Genomic DNA, 26,812 nt, shown 5'->3' with positions numbered 1-26,812 from the left:
AAGCTTTTGCAGAGGTTAATCTACTTCTAGGTATCGGTAGTTTTTTGTTGCAAGCCCTAAGTTGTTTTACTTCTTAAAACCTTTTAATTTAAGTTTTGCTTTTTTTGCTTCTGGAGAATTTGGAAACTTAGATATGACTTCATCATAAAAAGCCCTTGCTTCCTCTTTCATATTAAGAAGTTGAAAGGAAACTGCCATCTTATAAGTGCTTTCTGGGAACTGCTTACCTTTTGGATTATCATCACGGTACTTCTGGTATTGAATAATAGCTTTCTTCCATTCGTTTTGCTTAAAATAATCTTCGGCAATTTGAAAAGGATTCCTTTTGTCCGCAGGCACTGATTGATTGGCTGCTTTTAGATTCTGCAGCTCAGCGGTTAAGCTTTGTATCTGAGTTTCCTGTTTTGCAATTTCCTCCTGAAGGAGAGTTAGTTTTTTGTTTGATTCAATTTGCATTTCAGCTAAATTTTTAATTGTACTTTCGTGTTCTGGATTTACTTTTGATAATTTATTTTCAAAAGTATCCACTTTTCCTGAAAGCTCTCTAATCTGTTCGTCTAGTTCGACAAAACGACTGCTATTATCTGCATTGGTTTTTTGCAAGGTAACCACCTGCTGTTGCATTACCTGCTTCTGCTCGGAGTCTTTGACTTCATTTCTGGTTTTCAAACATCCCACAAAAATCAAAGTATTTAAAATCAAAAAACTGTTGAAAATTATTTTCATAACACCTCTCCACTTTGTTGACGCTTGATCCTTGCAGAGTTTTCTGCTTTTTCTGCAGCTTTTCGTGCTATACTAAATTCTTCTCTGGCTTCTGAATAACTTTCTTCCTTCATTAAAACCCTAGCTTTTCTGTAAGCGTCTTCAGCTTGATGCCAGAACCCAGGAGAATACTTTGCAGCCTGTACGGCTTTAGCGGCTTCTATAGCAGATCTAGCCAAAGACCATTCTTCAACTGGTTCTCGAGTTGTTTGACAAGAATTAAGAATGAAGATCAAGAAAAAAAAACAGCCGCAAAAGAACAAAATATCTAACATGCGGCTGTTTAGTTTTATTTTCATCTAAGGACTTCCTAAATTAATTCGCAGAAGGAACAAAGTTAGCTCTTCTGTTCTTCGCCCAGTTTGATTCACTATCACCAGAAACAAGAGGCTTTTCTTCTCCATAACTGATGGTTGCCAATCTAGAAGCTGATACTCCTAAACTAATCATGTAATCTTTAACTGAGTTAGCCCTTCTTTCGCCAAGAGCCACATTGTATTCAATAGAACCTCTGCTGTCACAATGACCTTCAATTTGGACCTTTGTCTTGGGGTTTCGCTTCATCCATTCGACGTTTTCTTGAATTAATTTTTTTGAAGCTGCCGTTAAGGATGCCTTATCAAATTCAAAATTAACTGTTTTCAATCCCTCAATCTTACCGCTATCAGATCCAGCAGCATCAAAAGACATCGGAGTCGAATCAATAGCAGACTTATCCTGTTCTGTTGTTGGAGTTGTCGGTAAAGCTTCTTCAGGCTTTTCCTGCTTGCCTCTACAATTCGTTAAACATAGTGCTGTAGATAACAATAATAAAAACAAAAATGATTTATTAAATTTTATGGATCTGTTCATTTAGGACTCCTTATAGTTCTGTTTTGTATTTTTAGTTAAATCTATTGCATAGCTTCTAAAAGTCAAACCTGTTTGATGTTGCAACGCTTTAGGTATTACCTTATAGACTATGAAAAAAAACTTTGCATTTCTCCTTCTTTCACTTTGTCTCCTGATAAATGAAAAATTGTATTCTCAAGAAGTTCCCCCTTCTTTAGAATTTCTAACCCTTGAAACAGCTCATTTCTTCGTCATCACCAATAAAAACCAAATTGAAGTTGGAACTTTTGTTGCGAGCAAACTCGAAAAAGCCTACAAATCTCTTGATCCGTTTTTTTCTCAAAAACCAAAAAAAACAACTGTAATCATTAACGATAAAACAGATATTGCTAACGGTTTTGCAACTCGCATTCCTTATCCCTACATCATGATCTACCCTGTGCTTCCCACTTCGAATGAAAGTTTGGCTGATTATGGTGACTGGGCTTATGAATTGTTACTTCACGAATACACTCACATTCTTACTTTTGAAGGAGCCAATGGCTTTGTTCGCTATCTTCGACCTATTTTTGGATCGGTCATTGCCCCCAATGCCCTACTGCCAAGATGGTGGAAGGAGGGAATTTCCGTCCAAATGGAAACACAGTTGTCAACAGGAGGACGTCTGAGATCTTCCTATCAAGATGCGATGTTAAGATCTTTTGTCTTAACCGATAGCTTAAAAAATTTCAAAATTTACGACATAAACGAGTTCTTACCTACGTGGCCAGAAGGTCAAAGACCTTATTTTTTTGGTAGTTTAATTTGGAGTCAGATCGTTCATGAAAAAGGTCCTAAAATAATAAAAATTCTGCATGACCGTCAAGCGGGCCGAGTACCCTTTTTTATTAATTCTCCCTTTGAGGAACTATTAGGTACTGATTATGAAAAGTTTTTTGAAGACACCTTATATGTCTTAGAAGAAATGATACAAAAGCAAATTGAAGTAATTAAACAAGTTCCTGAGACTACCCATGTTCCCATTGGAATAAATGCCCAGTACTCACTTTCTCCCTCTACAAGCCCCGATGGAAAATATTTGGCCCTTGTAACAGTTTCCAACGATGACGAACGAAGATTACAGATATTAGAAAAAAATAGTAATGGTAACTTTATTATTCTAAACCCCTCACAAATAGAAGATAGCAAGGTTGTTGATGATATTTATAAAAACATTCAAGATTCAGATGATGAACTTATGGATGGCCCCCCCGGAGGAAGCATTCAAAAAGCCTCTTGGTTTCCAGATAGCACACGCATTTTATTTGATAAAGTGGACTCTGTAAATCCCACAGAAACTTTCTCTGACTTATATATTTATGATATTAAGGCAAAATCCACTCACAAAATTACAAACTCCCTTCGTGCTAGAGAAGGCTCTGTTTCTGAGGACGGGAATGAAATTGTGTTTGTCAAATTGGGTGCTTTTAAGACAGAACTTGGACTCCTTAACCTGAAAACAAAACACGTTAGCGTTTTATGGTCTGCAGATATCCAGGAAAGAATTTCTTCTCCCCTGTTTCTTTCAAAGGAAGAAATATTGTTTTCTTTAAGAAAACCTTCTGGCCAAGAAACTCTTTGGCTTTTCAATAGAAAAACAAACATTCTAAAACCTTTTTTAAATCAGTTTCCCCAAGCTAGATTTGCCTACAAAGCAAGTAATATTCTTTATTTTACATCCGTTAAAAATGGCATTAGCAATATTTATTCTGTTAATTTAAGCTCAAACTTAGATACAGTTTATAAATCAGCACTACCCCTTACTCACACTTACACTGCTTACCAATCCTTCAGTTTAGATCCCGTCACAAAAGATATTTACGCAACTAAAATTACAAATAAAGGACCTCAGGTCCACTTCTTAAGCGCGAATGACTATGTAAAAACTCCTGAAAACCTGCCCTCCGTAACTAGCTTGTTAGCAAAAAGGTACGTGACAAAATCAAAAGATGTAGATGAAAAACTCGAAACAAAAAGTACTGTCAGCGAGTATTCGCCTTGGTCTTATCTTTGGCCACAGTATTGGATTCCATTTTTGACAACTTCCAGCACCGACAATAGATTTCTTTTTCAAGCACAAACAGGTGGATACGATCCTCTAAAAAGACACACCTACGATCTTCTCATCAACTATGACTCGGCAACGCAGAAAACTTCAGTTCAAGGTTCCTATGTTAATCGTTCCTTTACTTGGGGCTGGGGCGGAAATTATAATCAAAATACTACCTATTTTGTAACTACAAATAACCGAGCAACCTACACAACTAAAAGCATTTTTACATTACCTGATATCTGGACACTGAATAAAAATTCAATTTTTCAATTGGGTTTTAAAGAAATTACATCACAAACAACATCTACAGAGTATTTAAGAAAAGGCCTGAGCCTTCTTTATATCTATAAAGACTTTACGCAACCCTTAGCACTCGTTTCCCCGAAAGAAGGCTCAAGTCTTTATTTAGGGCTCAATCAATTTTTTAACCAGGATTCCTATAGAGAACAAACTCAGTTTCTAGTTGGTTCAAATTTATTTTTCTCTAAATATCTTCCAGAAAATCACGCTTTGTTAGCTAAGTTTGACTTGCTCTATTCACCTAACAAAATCAGCCCTATCGTTGGAGGATCAACAAGCTCCATCGCTGTACAACAAGATCCCTACACTCCCTTCTATTTAATGCGCGGATATAATACAGGTCACTTTGTGGGTGAAACTATCATCAATCCAAAATTTGAATACCGTTTCCCTATCCGTGACATTAACAAAGGACATTCAACAGATCCTTTCTACCTTCGAAGACTTCATGGCGCTGTTATTGCTGATGGGATTTTTTTGGAAGGAAAAGCTTACAAAACAGAAGAATCTAGATTTGATTCCATCAGCACAAATCAAAGCTTTTGGAATGTCGGTTTTGAGTTTCGTTTTGATTTAAATCTTGCTTATCAACTTCCGCTAACAACAATTATCGGGATATATAATCCACTTGGTGGCGCTTTTTCTGGAAGTTCCAGCGTATCAACTAGCTTTCAGCTAGCTAGCATTTTTTAGTTGATTTCAGGGTCTCTCCTTTTTATCCTTAAATAAGTGCTGCTAAAATGGCAAAGGGACGTCCTAAATCAAATTCAAGGAGTGAATATGAATCAGTTAGAATGGATCAAGGAATTAGTAGAGGCTGAAGATCAATCCATAGAATCTGGAGTCATTAACCTAGATCCATCCTATAATCAAAAAAGAATCTTAGTTCAAGAAACTCTTAATTTTTTGGCTCTTCTCAAAGAGAAATTCACCGATGCTATCAGTATGTACAATGACTTAAAATCAAGTCCAGTTGGTAATATAAAAATTTACACCATAGCTCAAACGCACGGTGACTTTATGCTTTTTAGGAATGGCTACAAAATGCTATTTTCATTATTAGAACCTGGTTCAATATGCATTCGCTTCAATTTTATTGGTTCACAAATGCTCTCTACCTCTCAAATTTCAGAATCAAAATTAAACTCCAAAATTTTAGATGACCAGTTAATTATTGCTAAAATAAAAGTGTTTAATGAACTAGTTTGGACCTATAAGGATCAGGAATTTAAAATAGACTATCTAATTAAGTACTACTTAAATGTATTTACCAGAGAAAGTCTTAACTAATCCCTGAACCACTCTTTCCGTTTTCATTCCTCTTGATCCTTTAATACAGATCAATGATTCTGAAGTCTCAAGTTCTTTGATCTTTGTAATCATTTCGTTGTTAAAATCGGGATAATAGAAAATATTTTGTGATTTATTAACTGAATCAACCCCTTCTTTAAATTCTTTCCAAGGTTTTCCATAAAAGAAAACGATATCAAATCCAGAATTAGCAACCTGTATTCCTAAATTCTTATGGCACTCAGCTGACATATCACCCTGCTCTAGCATTTCAGCAAGCACTGCGATTTTTTTTCCTCTAGTTTTCAATTTTGAAAAATTTAACAATAAACTTTTCATAGAGTCGGAATTAGCATTGTATCCATCAAATAAAATTTTACCTCCAATATCAGACTGTAAAAATTGATTCCTCCCCCAGTTTGTACTTAAACCCTTCAATGAATCCCAAACTCTTTCAGGTTGGACGCGTAAGGCAATCGCTATCGTAGCTGCAACCATGATATTCGTAATATTCTGTTCTCCGAAAATAGGTACTTGAATTGTATTTTTAACTCCTAAAATTGAACCTTCTATAGTTAATGAATCAATCTTAAACTCATTAACTTTCATAAAAACATCTGCCTCCTTACGGTTCGTTGAGAAAGTGAATGCTTGACTACGGTTAAATCCATATTTCACATACATTTTATATGTATGCTCATTATCCAAATTAAAAATTTTAATCCCATTTGGATCTGAATATTTGTATATCTCCTCTTTGGCTTCAGCTATTTTTTCCACTGTCCCAAAGTGTTCAATATGAGCATTGCCAACCATCGTGCAAACGACTATTTGAGGACAAGCTATTTTGACCAGTTTTTCGATTTCGTGGGGGTGGCTCATCCCTATTTCGATAATTCCAATTTCATGCTCTGGCTTTAATGCTAAAAGTGAAAATGGCACACCCCAATGGTTATTATAAGATCCAGAATTAAAATGGGTTTTAAAAAAAACACTTAATACTTGAGCTGTAAACTCCTTGGCTGTAGTTTTACCATTTGAGCCCGTGATGGAAATAATTTTAGTTCCTAAGGCCAGGCGATACTCATGTGCTAGTGATTGCAATGCCGTTAAAGTGTCTTTAACCAAAAAAACGGTAATGGATTTAGATTTCTCTTTTATTTCATCAAACTTTTCTGATTTATCAATTACCAAACCAGCAGCGCCTTGTTCAATGGCCTTTTCTAGAAACTGATGAGCATCAAAATTCTCTCCACGTAATGCAAAAAACAACTTCCCTTTCAAATCTTTGCGGGTATCCGAAGCCACTTCCAAAAACTCAGTTCGTTCAGCCTGAAGAATCGTCGCCTCCATCCAGACTTTTAATTTCTTTAATTCAAACATTTTTTTCCTTATTTTTATTAATTTTTATTAATTTATGTTTTTTAATACTTCATCATAATCACTAAAATATTTTTTTTGAGAGCCAATAACCTGATAATTTTCATGCCCTTTTCCACAAATAATTAACACGTCCTTTGGGGACAACATTTCAATTCCCTTTTTTATTGCCTGGGCTCGATCAACTTCCACAATCACGTTCAAAGTATTCCTCTTTTTTAGACCTTTACAAATATCTTCTATGATTTGTTTTGGATCTTCATTTCTGGGATTATCTGAAGTAATTATCATGATGTCAGATAATTTTTCCGCCAATTTTCCCATTAAGGGCCTTTTCCCTTTATCTCTATCTCCACCGCAACCGAATAGACATACTATTTTATTTTTTAAATTATTTTTTATTTTAATTGAAATGAGTGTATTTAGTACTTTCTGTAATGCATCGGGAGTATGCGCATAATCAATGAAAATATTTAGTTTTCTTTTATTCTCTACTTTTTGCAATCTTCCAGGAACACCCGGGAATTTTTTAAATGCTTCCATTGATTTTTTTACACTAATTGAATTCTTTTCTCCGAGAATCAAAACTGGGATTAAATTATAAATAGAATGATCACCGATTAAGGGCACATGAAATTTCCATGACGTTTTTTTGTATTTTAGTTCAATGTCTTGCCCGTAATAATTTCGGTTTAAGATTTTGAAAGAATAATCATTGGTTTGATTCATACCAAAATAAATTTTATCCACACCGTTGGCAATTTTTAATTTTTTTCCAAAAGAATCATCTCCGTTGATAATGGCCATTTTATTAGTTTTAACGCTTTTCCACATTTGATCCCAAAAAAGCACTTGCTTTGCTCGAAAATAGGCACCCATTGTTTTATGATAGTCCAAATGATCTCTTGTTAGATTTGTAAATATCACAGCATCAAAATTTAATGAATTCACTCTTTTTTGATCTAAGGCGTGACTTGATACCTCTAATACAACACCTGCCGCTTGTAATTTATAAAAATCGTGTAACCTTTTGTGTAGGGTCCAAGAATCGGGGGTAGTTAACTCCGTATCCCATGTTTTTGCACCCAATCGATGATTAATTGTTCCAATAACTCCGAGTGGCAAATTCAAGTTTTTAAAAATATATTCGGCGATATAAGTAATGGACGTTTTCCCATTTGTTCCCGTAACACCTACGGTATAAAGTTTTTGATCACTTTGATGAAAAAATTTTGAACTTATAAAGTCAAATGCATTGCGGGCATCAGGCACAATCATGATCGGAAGAGAGCATCCTTTAGGAATTTTAGATTCATCTTCAATTACTAAAGCCAAAACACCTTTTGAAATTACCTCAGAAATATAGAAATGACCATCCTCCCGAGATCCCTTGAAGGCAAAATAAACTGATTTCTTTTGTTCTTCTCTTGACGAAGACGTCAAATTTTTTATTTTATGTCCCATTAGTGACGGATGAACATTCAGCTTTTTAATGGAATTTAACCCGTGATTTAACCGGTGATTTAACTGCTGGTTTAGCTGCTGGTTTAATTGGGAGCTTAACTTATTGTTTAGCTGAGGAAACAATTCAAATAATTCTTTAATATTCATCTGTTCAGATTTAACAAAGTAGTATATAAGTGTCCATCAATAGTGTATTTTTTAGGAGAATTTAAATGAACCTATTTGATAAAAACCTGCTTGAGGATTTTCAAGATCCTAACTTGGATTCTATTGTTCTCTTCCACGGTTATGGCGCCGATGCTCAAGACTTATTCCCTCTCTCAAAAGTGATTCCTACTCAAAAAAAATTTAATTGGTACTTTCCAAATGGACCCATCTCAATCCCACTAGGTGTAGGGTGGACAGGAAAAGCCTGGTGGCCTATTTCACTTGATCGGTATCAAAAAGAAAGCAGAAATTTAGATATCAGCGATGAGGTACCAGAGGACATTGAAAAATTGGTCAGTGATTTTAGCTATTGGATTAAAGCAAAAAAAATAGACCCAAAGAAACTTATCATTGGCGGATTTAGCCAAGGGGGCATGTTAGCTCTAAATTTATTCTTTAATTTAGAAGTTCCACCTAAAGCGCTTATTTTGCTATCATCAAACTTAGTTAATAAAACTAATTTAAAGAAGCACTTAAAGTCAGAAATGATTGATTCTGCATTTTTTATGAGTCATGGACAAAACGATCCTGTTTTGCCTATGGGTGGCGCCGACAGATTGCATTCGTTTCTGACTTCCGCAGGGTTAAGAGGAAAAATGATTCGATTTAATGGAGGGCATGAAATTCCTCAGCAGGTGATAGCCGAACTAGGACTTTTTATTTCACAATAACTTTGACCTTGGTCATCTCATCTTGTTTGGAATCGTCTTGTTTAGAGATTTCGACACTTTCTACGGTTTTGCCGTTACCAAGAATTTCGATTTCGTTTTTATTGGGTTCTAATCTCTTAATAATTTCCCTTAAAGACATCCCCATCGTCGGATTCCTAGCAGTTTGTTTTTGACTCAAGTTTGGAAGTTTTTTTGAATTCTCGGAAATTAAATTTTTTTCTGAAACTAAGCTCGGAGCAAAACCATCCTTCCGAACTAAATAGGACGCCACCTTTGAAAAAACGGGGGCCGCTACTTGCGATCCATAATAGGCTTTTTGAGGATTATCAACGATGATATAAATAATATATTTTGGTTCATGCACTGGAATAAAACCAATAAAACTGGAAAGATACGCATTAGGCAGATAGCCTTTTCCATTCGGATTACTTTTTTGAGCTGTTCCCGTTTTTCCACCTACTTGGAATCCTGGAACCCTTGCATTCACTCCTGTCCCCCCGTCATAGGTAACGGCAGTCAACATAAGCTTTATTTTATTAGATGTTTCTTTTGAAATAACTTGCACTCCCGACGGTCTATTCAAGCTTTTAAAATCTGACAAGTCCTGGTTCTTGGTCGCTTCAACCAAGTAGGGTGAATTCAAGATCCCTCCATTTACAAGGGCGGCAAAGGCATTTGCTAACTGAATTGCTGTTACACTGATTCCATGACCAAAGGAAATGTTAGCAAATAAATGATCCCTCCAAGGCAACTTCTGTAATACGCCTCTTCCTTCGCCTGGAAAATCAATCATGGTTTTCTTTCCAAATCCAAATTTATCTAATCCCTTCCACACTTGTTCTTGGCCTAATAAAAAAGCAATTTTTGACGATCCAATGTTTGAAGAATAGGCTAAGATCTCGGAACTAGTTAAATTTCCAAATTGATGATGAGAGTCAGCTTCTCTGATGGTTTTATTACCCACTTTCATCTTACCATTTTCACAGAAAATTTTTGTATTTGGCTCAATTTTTTTTTCATCTACTGCCATAGCAACAATAAATGGTTTCATTGTACTTCCTGGCTCAAATACATCAGTAATATTTCTTTGTCTTTTAGACATTAAATTGAATTTATTTTGATTGGGCAAAGACACTATTGATCTTATGGCTGATGTCTTTGCATCCAACACCACACCCATGGCTGATTCCGCAGAAAAAGAATTCAGAACAAATTGTAATTCATTTTGCAAATAAAATTGCAAATCCGTATCCAATGTTAATTGAACATCCTCGCCTTCCTGATTCTCAGTAATCGTCATGCCCTCAATATTTAAAGTTCTCCCCCTGGCGTCTCTGCGAATTTTTTTCTTTGTTAAATCACCCTTTAAAATATTCTCATACTCTAATTCGATGCCTTCTAAGCCGACTCCTTCCTGCCCCACCGATCCAATCGTTTGAGCTAGCAATTCCTCATTCGGATAGTATCGCTTCCATTCTTCGACAAACGACAAACCTTTTAATTCTAGTTGCTTGATGTTTTCATACTCATCTTTATTTAAAAACCTTTGAATCCAAACAAATCTTTTTTTCTTATCTTTTAGTTTAAGATAAAGATTCTCTGAATTTATATTTAATTTCTTCGCTAAAAGTTTTGCATATTTTCTTGGTAATTCTATATTTTTTGGATCTGCAAATAATGAAAACGTTTGATTAGAAATGGCAATTTCCTTTAAGTTTTTATCTACAATATTTCCTCTTCGTGACTGCAAAGTGACATTTGTTTCAAATTGTTTGTTTTGCAAAGAAGATAACTTACTGTTAGGAACCAACTGAATAAAAAATCCTCTAATAAGTATGAAACTCCATAGGCAGATAAAAAAAATAAAAATAATTATAATTCTAGTTTTCAAATTCAATCCTTTTTTTACTTGAATAAACTTTCATAGGACCAGCCACATGGATAATTTGATTCAGTTCAGGTCTTTTTAATGTCAATTTACTTTTTGCAACTTGCATTAAATGAGATGGCATGGTGATTTTTGCTAACTCAATTTCTCGAAGTCTTCTTTCTTGTTCAACCTTTTTAACTTTTTTAGCTAAATAGTAAATTTGATATCCAAGTCGACGCTCTTCCATCTGCATAAATGCCACAAAAAAAAGAGTCAAAATAACAATGGCCAAACTAAAAAAAGGCTTTATCTCATCTTGCTTAGATTTCATCCATGACCTCACATTTTATATCATTCTTGATATTCAGACCATCCTAGTCTCTTTAATTATAACCCGTTTTTCTTTTTAGACATTTTATTACTAAGATAGTCTCTAAGATCCTAGACAGAGGTCTCAGCGCTTATTTGAAAAAACTTCAATTCTTAACAAATATTCTTAACTTACTACTACGACTTCTTGGATTTGATACTTCTTCTTCTCGAGACGGCTGAATCACTTTTTTAAATAAAGGACTCCCTTTTTCTAACGAATCTTTAAATAGATTTTTTATAATTCGGTCTTCTAAGGAGTGAAAGGAGATGACGGCCATTCTCCCTCCCGAATTCAGATGTTCCATTAAAAGTGGAACTACTTCTTTGATTACTTGAAGTTCCTTATTAACAGCTAGCCTTAAGGCCATAAAGTATTGAGTTGCCGGATGAAAGCCTTTCCTTCTCCAACCATCGACCCGCTCAATAAGGCCCGACAGGTCCTTTGTGTTTAGAAATGGCTTTGATTCCCTATCATGCATGATCGCCTTCACAACCCTATAAGGACTCCTTACCTCACCCAGTTGTTGAAAAAGAGTAATGAGTTCTTTTTCCGACTCATTTTGAATAATGTCTGCAGCTGTTAAACCAGCTGAGTTATTCATTCTCATATCCAGAGGGCCCTGATGATAAAAACTAAATCCTCTCTCGGGTTGATCTAGCTGAGGTGAGCTGACTCCTAAGTCTAAAAGTATCATATCTATTTTTTCTATTCCGTACTTTTGAAAGTTGATAAAGTTATCATGGATAATCTGCAATTCTCCCGAATCAATCTCTTTTGCAAAATATTTGTTCGCATATTTGATGGCTTCTGGATCCTGATCAAAAGCAATCGTTTGAAGCTGAGGAATTAAAAGCTTCAATTCCTTATAATGGCCACCTCTCCCGAATGTACCATCTAAGTACAGCGGTCTTGAAAAACCAACAAAAGGTTGAAAGGTCGACTTAATTTCATTCAATAAAACAGGAATATGGCTCATTGGACCAACCTAAGAACTTTTCTATTGAGGGTCAACGACTAATCTTTTATCCTATATTAGTTATGCAAGTTGAATGTCCCAAATGTCATTTTAGACAACCAGATGATCGATTCTGCGCCAGATGCGGAATCGATATGCAGACCTATAATCCGCCAGAAATTTCTGTTGTTCAAAAGCTGTTTCAGAATGGAACGGTCATTTTTTTTGTGGGCATGGTTCTTTTGCTTTCTGCTAGTTTTTATTATTTTAACTTGTCTAAGTCCCAAAGAAATTTTATTGAAACTAATAAGAAAGCTATTTTTATATCAAATTCTCACCATTCTTCATCGACTTCGAATACGGACCAAAATACATCATTTTCAAGTAAAGAGACCCCTCCGGCTTCCCCGACCTCAGCTCCCTTTCCAAAAAACTCTGAAACTGACAACAACCAAGCAACTAAAGAAAATGGATCTCCGACAACTTCCAATAATAATGGGTCACCTACTGAGAGCCCTACAGAGGCCTCAACAGATTTAACGGCGGCAGCTAAAAAACCAATTGTTTTAACCCTCATGATCCAATACGCTGAGGTCACCCTGAAGGGCCTTTATGCTCTTGAAGATGAAGCCAAAAACTCAGGTCAATTTATTTCCAGTGACTATTCTCAAGGAACTATCAATTTAGGTAGACAAAAGATAACCTCTCTTAAAAATGAGATTCATATTTATGGAACAGATAAAAAATTGATTAAACCGGAAAAAACTGAAACTTGGTTTCAGGGATTAAAGAGCTCAAATGAAAACAATACCATTGGTCTAACCTCAGAACTCAAAATTAAAGAAATCTCGACAGAAAGTGTTTTAGCCGATCTCAAAATTTCAAAACGTTATCAAGTCAACATTTCAGATCCAAATTCAAATAACTTTCAAACCTTGGATTATCTAGGCTCTATTGAGCTTTCTGATTCTCAATTTTTTTTTATTGGCAAAGTTTTAACGACGACGCCAATGATAAAACAACAGGAATACTTGACTTCTATAAGCCCCTTTGAAATTTTGAAATCCGCATATTTTAAGAATGGGGAAACTTTCTCTGTTTTCTTTTATAATTTTGAGAAATAGGTTTTTATGAATCACCATTATGGACCCCAAGTTTCTATTCTCGATAAACCAAATCTAATCAGTGTACTCACGAATCTATGCTCGCCTAAAACAGTGCAACCTTTAATAAATCAATATGTCAAATACCTATACTCCGAACTGATAGCCACTGTGATAAATTCAGAATTACTTCTTGAAGAAGTGGCTGTCCCAACCCGTATGACATCCGATCATCCTGATAAGCTGCTGACAGCCAAAATCATTAACCCAAATCAAAAAGCAATTTGTGTGAACCTGGCCAGAGCAGGAACCTATCCAAGCCATCTATGCTATGAACAACTTCATATGTTTTTAAAACAGGAATACATAAGGCAGGATCATATCTTTGCAGCCCGTATGACCAATGATGACTACCAAGTTACCAGTACTTTACTAGATGGGTTCAAAATTGGAGGAGATGTGGATCAGGCCTTGGTTCTAATTCCTGACCCCATGGGGGCCACTGGCACTACTATTATTTCTACTATTGAACATTACAAAAGGAAAATACCAGGTAAGGCAAAAAAATATATAGCCATTCATTTAATCATAACTCCTGAATATATTAGAAGGGTCCTTCAAATCCATCCAGATGTTAAGATATACGCCTTACGTGTTGATAGAGGATTATCTAGTCCAAAAGTTTTGCACGCCGAACCAGGACTCTTTTGGGATGAAGAAAAAGGACTTAATGCGAAAGATTATATTGTTCCTGGTGCTGGTGGTTTTGGCGAAATTATGAATAACTCCTTTGTCTAAAATTAATCGCTGTCTCACGATCACATGGGTTGACTTTGATATTTCAGGCTACTAATTTAAGTACATTCATAATCCAAATGACCTCGAGGTAACACATGAATTTAAAAATTAATCCTTTTATTTCCGCCGAAAAAATTCAGTCTCGAATTGATGAGCTTGGCAAAGAACTTACAAAAAAATTTAAAGACAAGCACGTCGTTGCGATTTGCGTTCTTAAGGGTTCCTTTCTTTTTTACTCTGATCTAATCAGAAAAATAGATACTGATATTTCTTGTGAGTTTTTTGGAGTTTCTAGCTATCATGGCGCTTCTTCTTCTGGCGAAGTCAAAGTCACTCTTGATTTGACTCGTCCTATAGAAAATAAACACGTCTTATTAGTAGAAGATATTGTCGACACGGGCTTAACGATGAATTATTTAAAAAACTCTATTCTGTCAAGAAAGCCAGCAAGTTTAACCACTGTAGCGCTTTTAGAAAAACCCGAAGCTTTAAAAGTTCCATGCACGTTGGACCATGTAGGATTTCAAATCACAAATGAATTTGTTGTCGGCTATGGCCTCGATTATGAGGGTCATTACAGAAATTTACCCTTTATCGGCCAAGTTCAAAATTTTCAATAAAGAGAAAAATGAAAAAAAGTCCTCTCATCGCTTGCTATTTAAAACTAATGGTCACTTTCTTCACTATTGGTTTATTTTCTTTTTCTATTGATGCCCATGCAACATCACCAAAATTGACAACAAAAGAAAAAGCCTTTGTCGATGTCCAAAAGTATCTCGCTGAAGGAGGACCTTACATTGAAACAGTTCTCGCTCCCGAGGGGGAATTTGTTCTCATATTCAACCCTGAAATAAAACAGTGGGTTGAAAAGCGTTGGACCCGCGGCGACCTTCAAGAACTCCAAAAAAAATTAGCCCCAAGTCTTTATATCCCACTGACTAAACGTGGTTATGCAATGGCAGCCAACCGAGATACTGAAGAAGGAAAAAAAGATGAGACTAATTATGATGCCATTTGGGTTCGAGATTCTATTTGGGTTCTATTTAGTCTTCTTCAGGATCCAACTCGAAAAGAAGAGGCTCGTCGACTGATCCTAGGGATCTAGGACTACTATGCCAGTGATCATCAGATTCAAAGAATGAAGAACCTCATTCAGAATCCTACACTCATCGCAAATAAAATGGAAGTTCCCCATATTCGATTTGATGGAAATTCTCCTACACTGGATGATGTGATGGTTGATGGAAAACCAGAGGAATGGAACCATTTGCAAATGGATGCCCACGGTCTTTTTCTCAATGGATTGTGGCAAGCTTTGAATCAAAAAATAATCGATAAAACTGACATAAATAAAAAACGTCAAGAAGTCATTCAGTTGTTTCCCACCTTTTTCGAAAAAGCAAATTTTTGGAAGCTTGAGGATGCTGGTGCTTGGGAAGAAATCAATAGACGTAATTCATCAAGTATCGCTATCGTCACGTGTGCTCTTGGCCTTTGGCTGAAGGAAAACTCACTAACTAAAACTTTGAAATTAAATCGAACGCAACTCTCTGACTTAATTGCAAAGGGCCTTGCGACGGTTCGCCGCCAAATTGCTTTGGGTGGGGAATCTCCCGATTATGACTTATATAAAGACGCAAGTTTGTTCCGCCGAGCTGATGCTGCCTTATTCAACCTTGTTCTTCCTACTCCTTTGCCAGGTCTGAGTGAACAAGATCTAAGACACACTTTAGCCATCATTGAGACATTAAAACGACCAGCAGGAATTCTTCGTTATCAAAATGACTCGTACCAGGGGGGAAATTATTGGATTGAAAATCCTATTAAAGCTCCAAAAAAATTGGTTGAAAAAAGAACCACAGAACCTAACGTAAATAATGAAAAGAAACCCAGTGAAACCGGAGATGCTTCTGGGTTAAAGGCCTTTTTGGGACGCTTGGAACAACTACCTCCAGGAACAGAAGCTCAGTGGTTTTTTGATAGTAAATTGGCCCTTATACGTTTGGAATTGCGAAAACTTGCTATACTACGAAAGGATCAAAGACAAGCGGATCAAGACCTATCTATGGCTTCTCTACACATTAAGAGAGCTCTTGGACAAATGACAGGTCATAAGGGTAATCGTCCTTTAATAACTGCAGACGGAAAACCTGTAAAGGATTGGCTCCTACCAGAAAGCATCAACACTGTTTTAATGGATGGAAAAATGTATCTGTTGCCTTCTCCGATTGCACCACTCAATTGGGCCAAGGCCTCTATGAGTCTAGCTCTTAACCAAATGATGGAAGCACTTAATGGGATGGACCAAAGCTCCATGCTAACAAAATAGTTATTATTAAGGGAATTGCGGCATAAAAGAAAAAAGGAAGCATCTCTTTAATCACTTCATCTTCATTTTGTGCTTTTTTTTCAACTACTGATAAGTTTGACATTTTATACTCCTTGTTATGGATTTTAGCGAATTTTTGTTTTTGAAACAATAGACATTTTTTCTAACTTGCTGTTTAACTTCTTTTCTCTGTCATTTTTTTCTTGAGATCCAATTACGGCAAAGGCTATTTTAAAGCTCAACAAAAAATTGATAATTTATCATTTTTTCACCTGTGGAGTTCCTATGCGCGCCTACTTAGAATTACTTGATGATGTTCTTAAAAATGGCACACCAAAATCCGACAGAACAGGAACTGGAACACAAAGTCTATTTGGATACCAAATGAGATTTAATCTACAAAATGGATTTCCCTTGTTAACGACAAAAAAACTTCATACTCGGTCGATATTTTATGAGCTTCTTTGGTTTTTAAGAGGAGATACCAACATCCATTTTTTGAAGGAAAATAAAGTAACCATCTGGGATGATTGGGCTGACAAAGAAGGGAACCTTGGGCCTGTATACGGAAAACAATGGCGTTCTTGGGAGGCCGCGGACGGAAGAAAAATAGATCAAATTTCCCAGGTTATCTCTCAAATCAAAACCAGTCCAGACTCAAGAAGACATCTCGTCGTTGCTTTTAATCCAGGTGAAATTGATAAAATGGCCTTACCTCCCTGCCATGCATTTTTTCAATTTTATGTAGCTAATCATAAACTATCATGTCAGCTCTATCAAAGAAGCGCTGATATTTTCTTGGGAGTTCCCTTTAATATAGCTAGTTATGCTCTCCTAACCCACATGATAGCTCAAGTTTGTGACCTTGAAGTTGGTGATTTTGTTCATACCCTTGGCGATGCTCATCTTTATCTCAATCATGTAGAACAAGCTAAACTTCAACTCACAAGAGTTCCAAAGAACTTGCCTGTCCTCAAATTAAACCCCCAAATCAAAAATATTTTTGATTTTAAATATGAAGACATTCAAATTCTTAATTATGAAAGTTATCCAACAATTAAGGCAGATATCAGCGTATGATCGTTTCTCAAATTGCAGCCCAAAGCTCAAATCGTGTCATAGGTATTCATAATAACCTTCCATGGAATATCCCAGAAGATTTAAGTTATTTTAAAGAGAAAACTAAAGAAAAAATTATTATCATGGGTAGAAAAACATTTGAATCATTGCCAAAAATGCTACCTAAAAGATTTCATATTGTTATCAGTCGCAATCCCAAGCTGGAAAAGAAAGAAAATATTTTGTGGGTTAACTCGTTAGAATCAGCTCTTGATCAGGCCAAAAAACTAATTCCGCCATGGCCAGAGGAGATCTTTATCATTGGCGGAGGGGAAATATTTCTCCAGGCACTACCTTGCACCCAACGAATATACTTAACTCAAATCCATAAGGAGTATGATGGGGATGCTTTCTTTCCAGAATTTGATAAGAATATTTTTAAAATGGTCTCAAAAATCAAGGGGAGCTCTTCAAAACTAGACAATCAATCACTTCAATTTGACTATCTAGTTTTCGAAAAATAATAGGCGTATCTCAAAATGAGATATCTTTTTAAAAAATATAGTTCTCAGTTAAAATCCCGATAAAATAGAGAGTAATAACCAAACCAAGGGGATTTTATGCTAGAGCTTCCAAAACGATTTTCAACTCTTGAATTTGCAACTATAGAAATCTACGGAAGAATGGGCAAGCTCCAAGGCACGATGAAAAATCTCTCAAAATCTGGATGTTTTGTGGAGCTAACCAAAGGAACCTACGTTCCGAAAGAGGGGGACCTCATTCATTTAACTTTTGCACTGACTTCGATTAACAAAATTAGATCCGTATCAGGGCAAGTTATCTGGAATAAAGGAGTAGGGTTTGGAATTATGTTTATTAGGAAAATGGACGTATCGAAAAAAATTTTAAAGAATAACTATGCTTAAACTAAAAACGCGAGTTCGAAAAAATATGTCCATCATCTTTCCTTAGCTATCCTTTCATGAGCTGGTTTTCGTTTTCTTTTAGCCATATCTGAAAGAGCCAGTAAGTAGTTTTTTTCTGGTATCATGACCCAAGTGCCAGCTGGGATATCATTTTTACTTGATGTCACCGCTTTGGTTAAATGCGGATTATATAATTGCAAATGTTGAGAGTTTAAATCAAACCAACTATGAAAATTTTGATAACTAACGGGCTGTTGTAACTTTAAATTTTCCCCATCTAGTTTTTTCGACCAAGTAATGTTTTTAAAATATCTAGAAGCATTTTTTTCAACCTCTAAAATGGCTAAGAAACTGGCATAGAAATTTTTAGACGCAAAACCAAAACTTTTTCTTGAGTTTACATTATCAACTAATTCCACCAAATTTCTGGTTTTATATTTTCTAGTCATTTTTAAAACACCTGTAGGACCATGATTATAACCAGTTACCGCAAGCGCCCAATCCCCAAGCATCATAAAATTATTTTTCAATATCTTAGCGGCTAATTTCGTTGCCTTGATTGGATGATTTCTTTTATCAACAGTATGTGAAATCATTTTATATGGTTTTGCATTGGAAGGCATGATTTGCCAAAGACCACTGGCACCTACTTTTGATCTCGCCAAAACATTAAATGAACTTTCAACGAACACCAATCTGACTAATTCCAATGGCAGGTTATTTAATCTGAAGACTTCTTCAAAATCTTCGATATACCGTCCTGATATGTATATTGCCTTTTGAATCCTATCGCTTTGCCCCAACTGAAATCGTAAGTCTGACATTTTTAATTTAGAATTCTTTTCCAGAATTTCCTTCTTAAAATTTTCAACTCGTTTTTGTTTTTTCTTATCCTTTTGATTGAGTGACAACTCTGAGTTTTGTTCTATATCAGTAAAGTTTACTTCCTTATAGATCACTCCTACATCTTCACTGTCGTGAATAACACCCTGTTGAGTAGAATACTCTGTGTAAATTTTTTTCCAAAATTCCACTCTTGATTCAAACCCTTTCGGGGTCTTAAAAGAAGTTGATTCGTATCCCAAAGGGTTCACAGCATATTCATACCTTGGTGCTTTCCACTCTCTAGATCCGACAACTTCATTTATACCTGCTATAGGGTCATGGGTTACCGGAGTATCCTCTTCTCCATAAACGTTAATTGAACCAGCAAGAGCGAAAAATAAGAAAATTTTCATGTCTATCATTTTAATATTCTATCATTTTTTTTTAAAATGACTAAAAAATACGACCTAGACCTCTCTGTAAGTTGAGTCTTAAAAATTTATTTCCAGACTTTAAGCAGATTTATTTTATCTTAGTTGCTGGTTGAATTTTTGAATAATAAACTGAACTCTATGAAGAAACATGAATGGTTAATCGTCTTAGTCCCACTTGTTGTTTGCTGGATAATTGATAGATTTACAAAAATATGGGCAAATAGTATTGAAGGAATTATTTCCTATGGGTATTTAAATTTTGTACTTCATCATAATCATGGTGCCATGTTAGGATTGTTTTCTGATTTACCTAAAGTCTTAAGGATTGTTTCACTATCAACGGGCGGTGCCTTTTTACTCTGCATTTATGTCATCATTCAATATCTACTACCAATAAAGTCCCTGCTGTTACGAACAGGATTGTCTATTTTAATAGGTGGCATTCTTGGTAATGTTGCCGATCGTATCATATGGGGTTATGTTGTAGACTTTATTGTTATCGGCACTCCTTCCTTATCTAGCCCCGCTTTTAATATAGCAGATGCAGTTCAATGGGTTGGGTACGGCATGATTGTAACAGCTATCATAAAGGAAGGCGAAATTCTTTGGCCTGAAATTAACTCAAGAAGAAAATATTGGGTTAATCCAAGTTTCCAAATTAAATATTGTCTTGTGCTATTAGGAGTTGGCGTTGGTTTAACCTTGATTAGCTTGGTTTTCTCTTATACTTACCTGCGAGTTTCAATTTCAGAATTAGTCGGAGGAAACATTTTTTTAATTAATAAGTTCATCTCGCCCTTTGTAATTACTTTTCTTATTATTTCTGTAGGATTTTGCGCCATTCTTTTCACTGTGGGTAAAATTATTTCGCATCGAATAGCAGGACCTTTATATGCCTTTGAAAGATTTTTAGATGACACCCTTGAAGGAAAAGATGTCCGTTTGAAGCTACGAGCTGGGGATGAATTCAAACATCTTGAAGAAATCTCAATGCAAATCAAAGTTCAACTTTTACAGCTTAAAAGTCAGACGATGCGAAATGTAGCTAACTTGGAAGATAACAAAATTATCTCTGATGATTATTAAAGGCTTGTGAAAGAATAACTTTTTTGTTTAAACGCTGCGGATCTCGAGTCAAACCGGGGCTTGAGCCATAACCAATTAAATTTTTTTTAACTCCTGTGGACAAAAACCAGGACGAGGGCCTTCGTCTGGAAAATTTCGACAAACATCCGGTCTTTTTGAATACACCGTACATTTTCTAGATTTTAAATCCAAAAAAATACAATCTTTATTAGCCTTTTGCATAAGCATGAATAAACCCGTAGCTTCACGAAAATAAATAATTTTTTTTTCTTTAATCAATTTTTTAGTGACTCGCTTAATACCTAAATTCTCCACCTCGTCTTTATCAGTTAGGTCGAGTCGAATCAGATCTTCAATCTTAACTTCAACAGGCATGGTACAACAACCTGCAAAACAAGATTCACATTGAGTGCTCGTCTTAAATTTTTTCCAAGTTGAAGGTCTATCTATATCTATTTTCATTTTAAAAGATGAAAGTACCTCTTAGGGATTACTAACAAGACCAAGCAAGCCAAAATAAAGAAAATTCCTACTCCCGGCCCAAAAGCATAGGCTAAACTATCATATTTTTCACCAGGAACTTGAGACTTAATATTAACTAGCTCTAGAACAAATCCAGTTAAAGTTAAGGCCACTCCTCGAGAAATTTTATTATTCATTTTCCATAAACTATAATAAAAACTCATTTTTTCCTGATGCATCTGATTCTCTTTAAAAATGATAAAATCGGTAAGAACTGACTCTAAAAGAAATGCTACACTTATTAAAAATCCCCCCACAATAGAAGCAAAAAAAACTGTTAATATTAGATTTTTTTCTGGTAAGTAAACATAAACAAAACAATTTACTATTCCCATTAACATGAGTGAATAAATCGATAAATAAAGTTTATTATATTTTTTTGATAAATAAGTCCAAAATGGCACAAACAATGAGGCACAAATTAAAAAACAACCTAATACTATTTGAATCTCTTCTTCCGTGAATTTAAGCCTTAGTTTATAAAAATAAATAGCTAACGAGTAATTAATGGTGAGCCCTAAATTAGCGATAAAAAATGCACTCATAAATAAAATCACGAAAGGTTCTTTCATTCCTTTATATAACTTTTCAAAACTAATTTTGGCAGATTTCAATTCAATGTTTGGCTTATTATGTTTCTTTAAAGTGAGAAAGGTAAGCAAAAAACATCCGGTCAAAATGAGTACAAAAGAAATACTCGAATACCTATAGGCATTGGCTGAATCAAAAATTAAAAAAATACCAGGCAATCCAATGCCAATAAAAGAACCTAAGTTACCAATTGCTGACCGCCAACCGATTAACTTTAATCGCTCTTGAGAGTCTTTAGAAATATCTGCTACAGAAGATGAATACGGTATTGTTACAAAAGAATAGGAAATATTAAAAATTAATGAAGCCACTAGTAAGTATGAAAAATCCAAATACTCATTAGAAAAATGAGGAGGATTAAAAATAGCAAAAAAACTGATCCCCCAAAAGAAAATACCATAGGCAATTATGTGATACCTCTGTTTGTGTTTAACTTTATAGTCATCCACAAAACTTCCAATTATTGGATCTAAAAAAGCATCGACTAATATGGATACCCCCAAGGCTATTCCAACATAATAATGATCTAAGCCAACCCTTTCTGTGTAAAAAATAAGCAGATAAAGTCTTAAGAAAACTTCAATTCCATTTATCGCAAACTCTAATAATGAAAAACTTAAACTTTTTAATATCATTGGCTAGACCTAAATCTGTTGCTTTCAAGTATTTTAAAAAATTGTGTGACGGACTTTATTCTAGCATTGTACTCTTTCTTCATGTCGAATACAACAGCTGAACACGAAAAACTTTTTGATGAAATTTGTAATAAATTAAATGAGCTTTCTCAAAGAGAGGATAATTTTGCCCCTCAATCTTCGAAGATTGAAAAGATGCAAACCCAAATAAAAAAATTTCATACAGAATTACAAGACACACAAGACGAATTCAGGTTGAAAATTAAATCCCTTGAAAATGTGCAGGTTTCAAGTTCTGAGATTAACCAACAGTTTAAAATTTTGACTGAACAGTTGAATGCTGAAAGAACAATCAATACCAAGCTCAATGCTGATTTGGTGAAGGCACATGAAATTTCCCTTCAGTTACAACTTGAATCGCAAGGATTGAAGTCACGAGCAACCCAAATCCAAAACGAAGAAAAAAAATATTCTCAAAGTTTACAAGAAAAAGTGAAACAACTGCAAAGAGACCTTGAACTATCTTTTGCTTTAAAAGAAGAAATTTCTATTGAATTAGCTAAAGCAAAAAACCAATTTCAAATAGAAAAATCAGACTGGATAAACGAAAAGGAAAGCTTTAAATCCTCTTTAGAAGAATGGACAATTAAACTAACTGAAAAAGATTCACAAATTTCAGAACTTAATTTGCAGATCGAATCAATGTCCCAATCTCTTAATGAAATTGAACTTGCTTCCATCAATCAAAATGAAGCTATGAAGAATCTGATGACAGTCGCTGAAAATAAAATTGTTGAATTAAAGTTGGCTCACGATAAGAAGAGCATGGAATGTCAGGACTATTACCAGCACCTACAACAATCAATGACGCAGCAAAGTTTATTAAAACAAGAAAATCACAATCTCAAAGAATACATAAATAAAGTTAATATCTTTATCCAACAACAGCAAGCTCAGCATCAACAACTGCAACCACAACAAAATTCTCAAGTCGCACCAAGCCCACTGTAGCTGATTCTTTACAAGACATGAAGTAACATTTTTAAATAATACCCTTCAGGAAACGAAAGCAAAAATGGGTGATCAGGCGCATGCCCACCTTGGGCGACACATTTAGCCTTTACATAGGCTTTAGTAAAGGCCTTCTGTAAGCAAATCCTAAAATCTTCCATTGATAACAAACCCGAACAAGAACAAGAAACTAAGAGTCCGCGCTCTTTGAGAAACGGAATCACTTTAGAATTTAATTTTTGATAGGCATGCTTTCCTGTAGGAAGACTCTTTTTGTTTTTAACGAATGCGGGCGGATCGACAATAATCAAATCAAACTCATTTTTATTAAAATCAAAGTCTTTCTCTAAAACATCCATTATCAGCGCAGAATGTTTTATCCCATATCTATCTAAATTAGTTTTAGCCTTGTTAATAGCATCCTGAGAAATGTCTAACAAAACAAATTCCGCTTCAATGTTTAGCTCCTTAAGAATAAGTCCCATGTAAACAGACCATTGCCCCAGGTAACAACAAACATCTAAAACTTTAATTTTTTCGGGTTTATGAAAAACTAAATAATTTTTAAATAGTTCAGCAGTTCTCAGCAAATTATAACTTTGGTCAAGAAAAAAACCTGTCTTTTGCCCTTCATTCAAATTCGTCGAGATTGAAAATTTTTTTTCTAAAAAGAAATGGTCTAAAATAATCTGACAATCTTTGAGATTAATGCCTTGAACTTCCTTTAAAACTTGAGGAACCGTCACCATCAAGCCTTCTTTTTCTCTTATTTTAGAGTCATTTCTGACTACGATGCCCGTTTTCTCCCAGGAAATATTTGAAATTTTATGTTCAAGAGATAACTTAACAATTTCTTTTACGAAACCCATCATATCAGTTAATAAGTTATTCATCCCCATGGTGAGAATTTGTATTGTAAAAACTTGAGAATCTGAAACTTGAAAATAATCAATAATTAAACCTGGCAGGTAATCATTCTCGCTAAAACATATCCTACAGCTAGATTGATACCCCAAAGCTTTTCTTTCTTTCCAACAATTAAATACTTTTGCTTCAATGAATTTTTGCTTTGCTTCAATGAACTCTCTGGAATCAAAGGTAAGAGCTCGGTAAAAAATTTGTGATTTAAGATTTGCATAGCCTCTTGAAATAAATTGATTCTTTGAGTCTCTTACTTCAATGACTTGATTTGCAGAAATGCTGTCAGGAATTTTTTCAAAATCATCGATAAAACCCCACGGATGATACTGTTTATATCTGTATTCTTGGTTTGCTTTGAGTTTTAAACTGATCATTTATTTAGATCTTCTTTTCGCAGCTAAAATAAGAGTATTTTCTAGTAAGCAAGCAATCGTCATGGGACCAACTCCACCAGGAACAGGAGTTATCGCTTTCACCTTTTTAGAAACTGAAGAAAACTCAACATCTCCACAAAGCTTACCTGTACCTGTACCATGAATGCCCACATCTATCACCACCGCATTTGAATTAAAATACTCTCCAGTTAAAAACTCGGGCTTTCCTGCAGCTGCGATAATAATGTCATTGGCTAACGTGAATTCCTTTAAATTCTTTGTCCCACTATGAGCCACTGTCACCGTTGCATTTTCATTTAACAACAAGGCCGCCATCGGTTTTCCAACAATCTGACTTCGTCCAATAACAAGAGCTTTCTGCCCGGCAATAGGTATTTGATAATACTTTAAGATTTTAATAACACCATTGGGTGTGCAAGGCTTTACATGATCAAGCCCGGACCATAAATAACCTGTTGAGGTATAGGTCATTCCATCAGCATCTTTTTCAGGTGAAATGGTACGAAAAACCATCTGACTTGATAAATTTTTTGGTAATGGTAATTGCACCAAAATACCGTCTATTCTTGGATCTTCATTCAGTTTTTCAATTTGATGCAAAAACTGAGACTCAGTGAGATGAGAGGGCAACTCAAGAATCTCTGAATTAATACCGACTTTCTGACATGCGATATGTTTATTTTTCACGTAGACTTGACTGGCTTTGTCCTCTCCGACAATAACCACTTTTAATAAGGGAGCTTCTCCAAATTGTTCTTTAAACTGCTGCACTTTGTATTTTAATTCGTTTTTAAGATCCTCAGCCACCCTTTTTCCATCTAATAGAATCATATCGCCCCTAATCTGAATATTAACATTGACCAAAGCCCCACTTTTCATTAATTTAGCGTCATCTATAGCGTTTTTACAAACAGAAAATGGTTAACTTGGGGGATTCAAAAATGGCTGATAAAGTTAAATTATCGAAAGATGGAAGCTCTATAGATTTTGTTCAATCTGAAAGCATCCCTACATCCCTTAAGAAATTTAGACAAAGCCCAGAAATTGAAGCATTTTATCGGTTTATTTTTGAAAATGACTTACAAAAAGAGGCCTACGAAATTTTAGATCGAATTATTGTCCAACGAAAAGCGAAAAAATCTCAAGACAAAAAACTCCAAGCGGCCGAAGATAAAAAAGACCTCAAGAAAAAAAAATAGTTCATTGTCCGAAATTTACTCTTCACCCGGATATCCAAGCTGTGTGAACTCATACCCTATAGTGGCTCCATTATTTCAATGTAAATGAATTAAATATCATTTGATTGATATTTTTAAACACTTCGAAATGTTAGGAGCCTATTATGGTAAATCTTTCACTAAACAAGCGTGGCCAAGGTCTTGTGGAATATTTAATAATTCTATCTTTAGTCGCTGTCGGCACCATAGGAGTTATCAAAGTTATAAGTCAGAACATAAGGGTTCATTATTCGCATGTTGCAGAATCCTTAGGGTCTTCAATTCAGGGTGAACGTCCCAAAAAAGGCATTGTCACGAAATCAATGCATGAAGAAAAGGACTTTAATAACTTTTGGCAAGGAAATCAGTAATGAATCAGAAGGGGCAAACTCTTGTTGAAACAATGTTGGTTTTGCCCTTATTACTCTTGGTTTTTTCCAGTCTTTTGATTATTTTCACCATGACATTTGCATTTTTCTATTCTCAATACCATCTTCATGAAGCCACTTTCTGTGGACTTAGCTATCCTACAAATTATTGTCAAAAAATTCTTATAAAAAATATGACCCTATTAAAATTTATTAAAACAAAATCAACTACCATCGTTAAAACTCCTTCCCAGGTCATAGGAAAAATGACGATTGCTTTGAATGCATCTGATGAATTAAAATCAGTACACTTTACTAAGACCATTGAGCTCATTCAATGGAAGTGAGAAAGGAACCGTGCCGTAATAGACAGGGATGGGTCTTACTCAAGTTC

30 protein-coding genes are annotated in these 26,812 nt (G+C 35.2%); 16 read left to right on the top strand and 14 right to left on the bottom strand.

What is annotated here, in order from left to right; translation table 11 throughout:
• Nucleotides 1-66: 66 nt before the first annotated feature.
• From J0M15_02760 to pal, 3 genes are read right to left on the bottom strand one after another with little or no spacing between them, the layout of a single operon-like run.
• Nucleotides 67-726: a tetratricopeptide repeat protein gene (locus tag J0M15_02760; protein ID MBN8535949.1), complete on the bottom strand. Its 660-nt coding sequence runs from the start codon at nucleotides 724-726 to the stop codon at nucleotides 67-69.
• Complete coding sequence (locus tag J0M15_02755; protein MBN8535948.1) at nucleotides 723-1,040, bottom strand: DUF4398 domain-containing protein; 318 nt, start codon at nucleotides 1,038-1,040, stop codon at nucleotides 723-725. Before J0M15_02755 ends, J0M15_02760 begins: the two co-directional genes overlap by 4 nt.
• A gap of 40 nt (nucleotides 1,041-1,080) precedes the next feature.
• Nucleotides 1,081-1,617 carry a peptidoglycan-associated lipoprotein Pal gene (gene pal / locus J0M15_02750; GenBank protein MBN8535947.1) on the bottom strand — a complete coding sequence of 179 codons (537 nt, stop codon included), beginning with the start codon at nucleotides 1,615-1,617 and terminating at the stop codon, nucleotides 1,081-1,083.
• A 109-nt stretch (nucleotides 1,618-1,726) separates the two neighbouring features.
• Between pal and J0M15_02745 the strand changes: the two genes are divergently transcribed.
• Both J0M15_02745 and J0M15_02740 read left to right on the top strand, forming a co-directional pair.
• Nucleotides 1,727-4,681, top strand: coding sequence for a hypothetical protein (locus J0M15_02745; GenBank protein MBN8535946.1), 2,955 nt, complete (start codon nucleotides 1,727-1,729; stop codon nucleotides 4,679-4,681).
• An 87-nt stretch (nucleotides 4,682-4,768) separates the two neighbouring features.
• On the top strand, nucleotides 4,769-5,278 hold the full coding sequence (locus tag J0M15_02740) for a hypothetical protein (GenBank protein MBN8535945.1): 510 nt from the start codon (nucleotides 4,769-4,771) through the stop codon (nucleotides 5,276-5,278).
• Here the strand turns inward: J0M15_02740 and J0M15_02735 are convergent.
• Complete coding sequence (locus J0M15_02735) at nucleotides 5,246-6,661, bottom strand: UDP-N-acetylmuramoyl-tripeptide--D-alanyl-D-alanine ligase (protein ID MBN8535944.1); 1,416 nt, start codon at nucleotides 6,659-6,661, stop codon at nucleotides 5,246-5,248. The genes J0M15_02740 and J0M15_02735 overlap by 33 nt on opposite strands.
• 27 nt (nucleotides 6,662-6,688) lie before the next feature.
• On the bottom strand, nucleotides 6,689-8,269 hold the full coding sequence (locus tag J0M15_02730) for a UDP-N-acetylmuramoyl-L-alanyl-D-glutamate--2,6-diaminopimelate ligase (GenBank protein MBN8535943.1): 1,581 nt from the start codon (nucleotides 8,267-8,269) through the stop codon (nucleotides 6,689-6,691).
• 65 nt (nucleotides 8,270-8,334) lie between these two features.
• Between J0M15_02730 and J0M15_02725 the strand changes: the two genes are divergently transcribed.
• The gene (locus J0M15_02725; GenBank protein MBN8535942.1) at nucleotides 8,335-9,000 is read left to right on the top strand and encodes an esterase; all 666 of its coding nucleotides are present in this window, start codon (nucleotides 8,335-8,337) and stop codon (nucleotides 8,998-9,000) included.
• On the opposite strand, the gene J0M15_02720 is transcribed toward J0M15_02725, so the two are convergent.
• The 3 genes from J0M15_02720 to rsmH form a co-directional block, all read right to left on the bottom strand.
• Entirely contained in the window at nucleotides 8,987-10,891 is a 1,905-nt protein-coding gene (locus J0M15_02720; protein MBN8535941.1) for a penicillin-binding protein 2, read from the bottom strand. The two genes, J0M15_02725 and J0M15_02720, sit on opposite strands and share 14 nt — an antisense overlap.
• Nucleotides 10,881-11,201 (bottom strand): cell division protein FtsL, encoded by a 321-nt coding sequence (locus J0M15_02715; protein MBN8535940.1) that lies wholly within the window; start codon nucleotides 11,199-11,201, stop codon nucleotides 10,881-10,883. The genes J0M15_02720 and J0M15_02715 overlap by 11 nt, the downstream gene beginning before the upstream one ends.
• 145 nt (nucleotides 11,202-11,346) lie before the next feature.
• A complete protein-coding gene (gene rsmH, locus J0M15_02710) occupies nucleotides 11,347-12,219 on the bottom strand; it encodes a 16S rRNA (cytosine(1402)-N(4))-methyltransferase RsmH (GenBank protein MBN8535939.1) in 873 nt (290 codons plus the stop codon).
• 134 nt (nucleotides 12,220-12,353) lie between these two features.
• Here rsmH and J0M15_02705 point away from each other — a divergent pair, with 134 nt between their 5' ends.
• The 5 genes from J0M15_02705 to J0M15_02685 all read left to right on the top strand — a co-directional run bounded on the left by J0M15_02705 (nucleotide 12,354) and on the right by J0M15_02685 (nucleotide 16,428).
• Nucleotides 12,354-13,322, top strand: a complete 969-nt coding sequence (locus J0M15_02705) for a hypothetical protein (GenBank protein ID MBN8535938.1) — start codon at nucleotides 12,354-12,356, stop codon at nucleotides 13,320-13,322.
• A gap of 6 nt (nucleotides 13,323-13,328) precedes the next feature.
• Nucleotides 13,329-14,099 (top strand): uracil phosphoribosyltransferase, encoded by a 771-nt coding sequence (locus J0M15_02700; protein ID MBN8535937.1) that lies wholly within the window; start codon nucleotides 13,329-13,331, stop codon nucleotides 14,097-14,099.
• Nucleotides 14,100-14,194: 95 nt separating this feature from the next.
• The gene (gene hpt / locus J0M15_02695) at nucleotides 14,195-14,719 is read left to right on the top strand and encodes a hypoxanthine phosphoribosyltransferase (protein MBN8535936.1); all 525 of its coding nucleotides are present in this window, start codon (nucleotides 14,195-14,197) and stop codon (nucleotides 14,717-14,719) included.
• An 8-nt stretch (nucleotides 14,720-14,727) separates the two neighbouring features.
• On the top strand, nucleotides 14,728-15,204 hold the full coding sequence (locus J0M15_02690) for a hypothetical protein (protein MBN8535935.1): 477 nt from the start codon (nucleotides 14,728-14,730) through the stop codon (nucleotides 15,202-15,204).
• A 33-nt stretch (nucleotides 15,205-15,237) separates the two neighbouring features.
• A complete protein-coding gene (locus J0M15_02685) occupies nucleotides 15,238-16,428 on the top strand; it encodes a hypothetical protein (protein MBN8535934.1) in 1,191 nt (396 codons plus the stop codon).
• Here the strand turns inward: J0M15_02685 and J0M15_02680 are convergent.
• Nucleotides 16,391-16,531 (bottom strand): hypothetical protein, encoded by a 141-nt coding sequence (locus J0M15_02680; GenBank protein ID MBN8535933.1) that lies wholly within the window; start codon nucleotides 16,529-16,531, stop codon nucleotides 16,391-16,393. The two genes, J0M15_02685 and J0M15_02680, sit on opposite strands and share 38 nt — an antisense overlap.
• A gap of 182 nt (nucleotides 16,532-16,713) precedes the next feature.
• Between J0M15_02680 and J0M15_02675 the strand changes: the two genes are divergently transcribed.
• The 3 genes from J0M15_02675 to J0M15_02665 all read left to right on the top strand — a co-directional run bounded on the left by J0M15_02675 (nucleotide 16,714) and on the right by J0M15_02665 (nucleotide 18,413).
• The gene (locus J0M15_02675; protein ID MBN8535932.1) at nucleotides 16,714-17,508 is read left to right on the top strand and encodes a thymidylate synthase; all 795 of its coding nucleotides are present in this window, start codon (nucleotides 16,714-16,716) and stop codon (nucleotides 17,506-17,508) included.
• Entirely contained in the window at nucleotides 17,505-18,011 is a 507-nt protein-coding gene (locus J0M15_02670) for a dihydrofolate reductase (GenBank protein MBN8535931.1), read from the top strand. The genes J0M15_02675 and J0M15_02670 overlap by 4 nt, the downstream gene beginning before the upstream one ends.
• Nucleotides 18,012-18,107: 96 nt before the next feature.
• A complete protein-coding gene (locus J0M15_02665; GenBank protein ID MBN8535930.1) occupies nucleotides 18,108-18,413 on the top strand; it encodes a PilZ domain-containing protein in 306 nt (101 codons plus the stop codon).
• Between the two features lie 32 nt (nucleotides 18,414-18,445).
• Here J0M15_02665 and J0M15_02660 read toward each other — a convergent pair whose 3' ends face one another.
• The gene (locus tag J0M15_02660; GenBank protein MBN8535929.1) at nucleotides 18,446-19,660 is read right to left on the bottom strand and encodes a lytic transglycosylase domain-containing protein; all 1,215 of its coding nucleotides are present in this window, start codon (nucleotides 19,658-19,660) and stop codon (nucleotides 18,446-18,448) included.
• A gap of 150 nt (nucleotides 19,661-19,810) precedes the next feature.
• On the opposite strand from J0M15_02660, the gene J0M15_02655 reads away from it, so the two are divergent.
• Entirely contained in the window at nucleotides 19,811-20,758 is a 948-nt protein-coding gene (locus J0M15_02655; GenBank protein MBN8535928.1) for a signal peptidase II, read from the top strand.
• Between the two features lie 75 nt (nucleotides 20,759-20,833).
• Here the strand turns inward: J0M15_02655 and J0M15_02650 are convergent, their stop codons facing one another.
• Entirely contained in the window at nucleotides 20,834-21,220 is a 387-nt protein-coding gene (locus tag J0M15_02650; GenBank protein ID MBN8535927.1) for a YkgJ family cysteine cluster protein, read from the bottom strand.
• Nucleotides 21,217-22,506 (bottom strand): MFS transporter, encoded by a 1,290-nt coding sequence (locus J0M15_02645; GenBank protein ID MBN8535926.1) that lies wholly within the window; start codon nucleotides 22,504-22,506, stop codon nucleotides 21,217-21,219. The genes J0M15_02650 and J0M15_02645 overlap by 4 nt, the downstream gene beginning before the upstream one ends.
• A gap of 81 nt (nucleotides 22,507-22,587) precedes the next feature.
• Between J0M15_02645 and J0M15_02640 the strand changes: the two genes are divergently transcribed.
• Nucleotides 22,588-23,517, top strand: coding sequence for a hypothetical protein (locus tag J0M15_02640; GenBank protein ID MBN8535925.1), 930 nt, complete (start codon nucleotides 22,588-22,590; stop codon nucleotides 23,515-23,517).
• An 8-nt stretch (nucleotides 23,518-23,525) separates the two neighbouring features.
• Here the strand turns inward: J0M15_02640 and J0M15_02635 are convergent, their stop codons facing one another.
• Nucleotides 23,526-24,812 carry a class I SAM-dependent rRNA methyltransferase gene (locus J0M15_02635; protein ID MBN8535924.1) on the bottom strand — a complete coding sequence of 429 codons (1,287 nt, stop codon included), beginning with the start codon at nucleotides 24,810-24,812 and terminating at the stop codon, nucleotides 23,526-23,528.
• Nucleotides 24,813-25,664 (bottom strand): bifunctional 5,10-methylenetetrahydrofolate dehydrogenase/5,10-methenyltetrahydrofolate cyclohydrolase, encoded by an 852-nt coding sequence (locus J0M15_02630; GenBank protein MBN8535923.1) that lies wholly within the window; start codon nucleotides 25,662-25,664, stop codon nucleotides 24,813-24,815.
• Nucleotides 25,665-25,774: 110 nt separating this feature from the next.
• Between J0M15_02630 and J0M15_02625 the strand changes: the two genes are divergently transcribed.
• The 3 genes from J0M15_02625 (at nucleotide 25,775) to J0M15_02615 (ending at nucleotide 26,765) form a co-directional block, all read left to right on the top strand.
• Nucleotides 25,775-26,032 carry a hypothetical protein gene (locus tag J0M15_02625; GenBank protein MBN8535922.1) on the top strand — a complete coding sequence of 86 codons (258 nt, stop codon included), beginning with the start codon at nucleotides 25,775-25,777 and terminating at the stop codon, nucleotides 26,030-26,032.
• A 143-nt stretch (nucleotides 26,033-26,175) separates the two neighbouring features.
• The gene (locus J0M15_02620; GenBank protein ID MBN8535921.1) at nucleotides 26,176-26,421 is read left to right on the top strand and encodes a hypothetical protein; all 246 of its coding nucleotides are present in this window, start codon (nucleotides 26,176-26,178) and stop codon (nucleotides 26,419-26,421) included.
• Nucleotides 26,421-26,765 (top strand): hypothetical protein, encoded by a 345-nt coding sequence (locus J0M15_02615; GenBank protein ID MBN8535920.1) that lies wholly within the window; start codon nucleotides 26,421-26,423, stop codon nucleotides 26,763-26,765. The genes J0M15_02620 and J0M15_02615 overlap by 1 nt, the downstream gene beginning before the upstream one ends.
• The last annotated feature ends 47 nt before the right edge of the window (nucleotides 26,766-26,812 follow it).

The sequence above is a fragment of the Deltaproteobacteria bacterium genome, from assembly GCA_017302835.1.
In the GTDB taxonomy this organism is placed as follows: domain Bacteria; phylum Bdellovibrionota; class Bdellovibrionia; order Bdellovibrionales; family Bdellovibrionaceae; genus UBA2316.
The sequence above is the reverse complement of the archived record's forward strand: the minus strand, read 5'-3'. Positions and strand labels throughout refer to the sequence as shown.

Excerpts from the sequence above, each read along its gene's own strand:
- J0M15_02630 (MBN8535923.1), bottom strand. The coding sequence starts at position 25,664 with ATGATTCTATTAGATGGAAAAAGGGTGGCTGAGGATCTTAAAAACGAA.
- J0M15_02640 (MBN8535925.1), top strand. The coding sequence starts at position 22,588 with ATGTCGAATACAACAGCTGAACACGAAAAACTTTTTGATGAAATTTGT.
- J0M15_02690 (MBN8535935.1), top strand. The coding sequence starts at position 14,728 with ATGAAAAAAAGTCCTCTCATCGCTTGCTATTTAAAACTAATGGTCACT.
- J0M15_02685 (MBN8535934.1), top strand. The coding sequence starts at position 15,238 with ATGAAGAACCTCATTCAGAATCCTACACTCATCGCAAATAAAATGGAA.
- J0M15_02655 (MBN8535928.1), top strand. The coding sequence starts at position 19,811 with ATGAAGAAACATGAATGGTTAATCGTCTTAGTCCCACTTGTTGTTTGC.
- pal (MBN8535947.1), bottom strand. The coding sequence starts at position 1,617 with ATGAACAGATCCATAAAATTTAATAAATCATTTTTGTTTTTATTATTG.
- J0M15_02660 (MBN8535929.1), bottom strand. The coding sequence starts at position 19,660 with ATGATAGACATGAAAATTTTCTTATTTTTCGCTCTTGCTGGTTCAATT.
- J0M15_02700 (MBN8535937.1), top strand. The coding sequence starts at position 13,329 with ATGAATCACCATTATGGACCCCAAGTTTCTATTCTCGATAAACCAAAT.
- J0M15_02740 (MBN8535945.1), top strand. The coding sequence starts at position 4,769 with ATGAATCAGTTAGAATGGATCAAGGAATTAGTAGAGGCTGAAGATCAA.
- J0M15_02665 (MBN8535930.1), top strand. The coding sequence starts at position 18,108 with ATGCTAGAGCTTCCAAAACGATTTTCAACTCTTGAATTTGCAACTATA.
- rsmH (MBN8535939.1), bottom strand. The coding sequence starts at position 12,219 with ATGAGCCATATTCCTGTTTTATTGAATGAAATTAAGTCGACCTTTCAA.
- J0M15_02715 (MBN8535940.1), bottom strand. The coding sequence starts at position 11,201 with ATGAAATCTAAGCAAGATGAGATAAAGCCTTTTTTTAGTTTGGCCATT.
- J0M15_02625 (MBN8535922.1), top strand. The coding sequence starts at position 25,775 with ATGGCTGATAAAGTTAAATTATCGAAAGATGGAAGCTCTATAGATTTT.
- J0M15_02705 (MBN8535938.1), top strand. The coding sequence starts at position 12,354 with ATGCAGACCTATAATCCGCCAGAAATTTCTGTTGTTCAAAAGCTGTTT.
- J0M15_02635 (MBN8535924.1), bottom strand. The coding sequence starts at position 24,812 with ATGATCAGTTTAAAACTCAAAGCAAACCAAGAATACAGATATAAACAG.
- J0M15_02735 (MBN8535944.1), bottom strand. The coding sequence starts at position 6,661 with ATGTTTGAATTAAAGAAATTAAAAGTCTGGATGGAGGCGACGATTCTT.
- J0M15_02725 (MBN8535942.1), top strand. The coding sequence starts at position 8,335 with ATGAACCTATTTGATAAAAACCTGCTTGAGGATTTTCAAGATCCTAAC.
- J0M15_02645 (MBN8535926.1), bottom strand. The coding sequence starts at position 22,506 with ATGATATTAAAAAGTTTAAGTTTTTCATTATTAGAGTTTGCGATAAAT.
- J0M15_02755 (MBN8535948.1), bottom strand. The coding sequence starts at position 1,040 with ATGTTAGATATTTTGTTCTTTTGCGGCTGTTTTTTTTTCTTGATCTTC.
- J0M15_02650 (MBN8535927.1), bottom strand. The coding sequence starts at position 21,220 with ATGAAAATAGATATAGATAGACCTTCAACTTGGAAAAAATTTAAGACG.
- J0M15_02670 (MBN8535931.1), top strand. The coding sequence starts at position 17,505 with ATGATCGTTTCTCAAATTGCAGCCCAAAGCTCAAATCGTGTCATAGGT.
- J0M15_02730 (MBN8535943.1), bottom strand. The coding sequence starts at position 8,269 with ATGAATATTAAAGAATTATTTGAATTGTTTCCTCAGCTAAACAATAAG.
- hpt (MBN8535936.1), top strand. The coding sequence starts at position 14,195 with ATGAATTTAAAAATTAATCCTTTTATTTCCGCCGAAAAAATTCAGTCT.
- J0M15_02675 (MBN8535932.1), top strand. The coding sequence starts at position 16,714 with ATGCGCGCCTACTTAGAATTACTTGATGATGTTCTTAAAAATGGCACA.
- J0M15_02760 (MBN8535949.1), bottom strand. The coding sequence starts at position 726 with ATGAAAATAATTTTCAACAGTTTTTTGATTTTAAATACTTTGATTTTT.
- J0M15_02745 (MBN8535946.1), top strand. The coding sequence starts at position 1,727 with ATGAAAAAAAACTTTGCATTTCTCCTTCTTTCACTTTGTCTCCTGATA.
- J0M15_02620 (MBN8535921.1), top strand. The coding sequence starts at position 26,176 with ATGGTAAATCTTTCACTAAACAAGCGTGGCCAAGGTCTTGTGGAATAT.
- J0M15_02680 (MBN8535933.1), bottom strand. The coding sequence starts at position 16,531 with ATGTCAAACTTATCAGTAGTTGAAAAAAAAGCACAAAATGAAGATGAA.
- J0M15_02615 (MBN8535920.1), top strand. The coding sequence starts at position 26,421 with ATGAATCAGAAGGGGCAAACTCTTGTTGAAACAATGTTGGTTTTGCCC.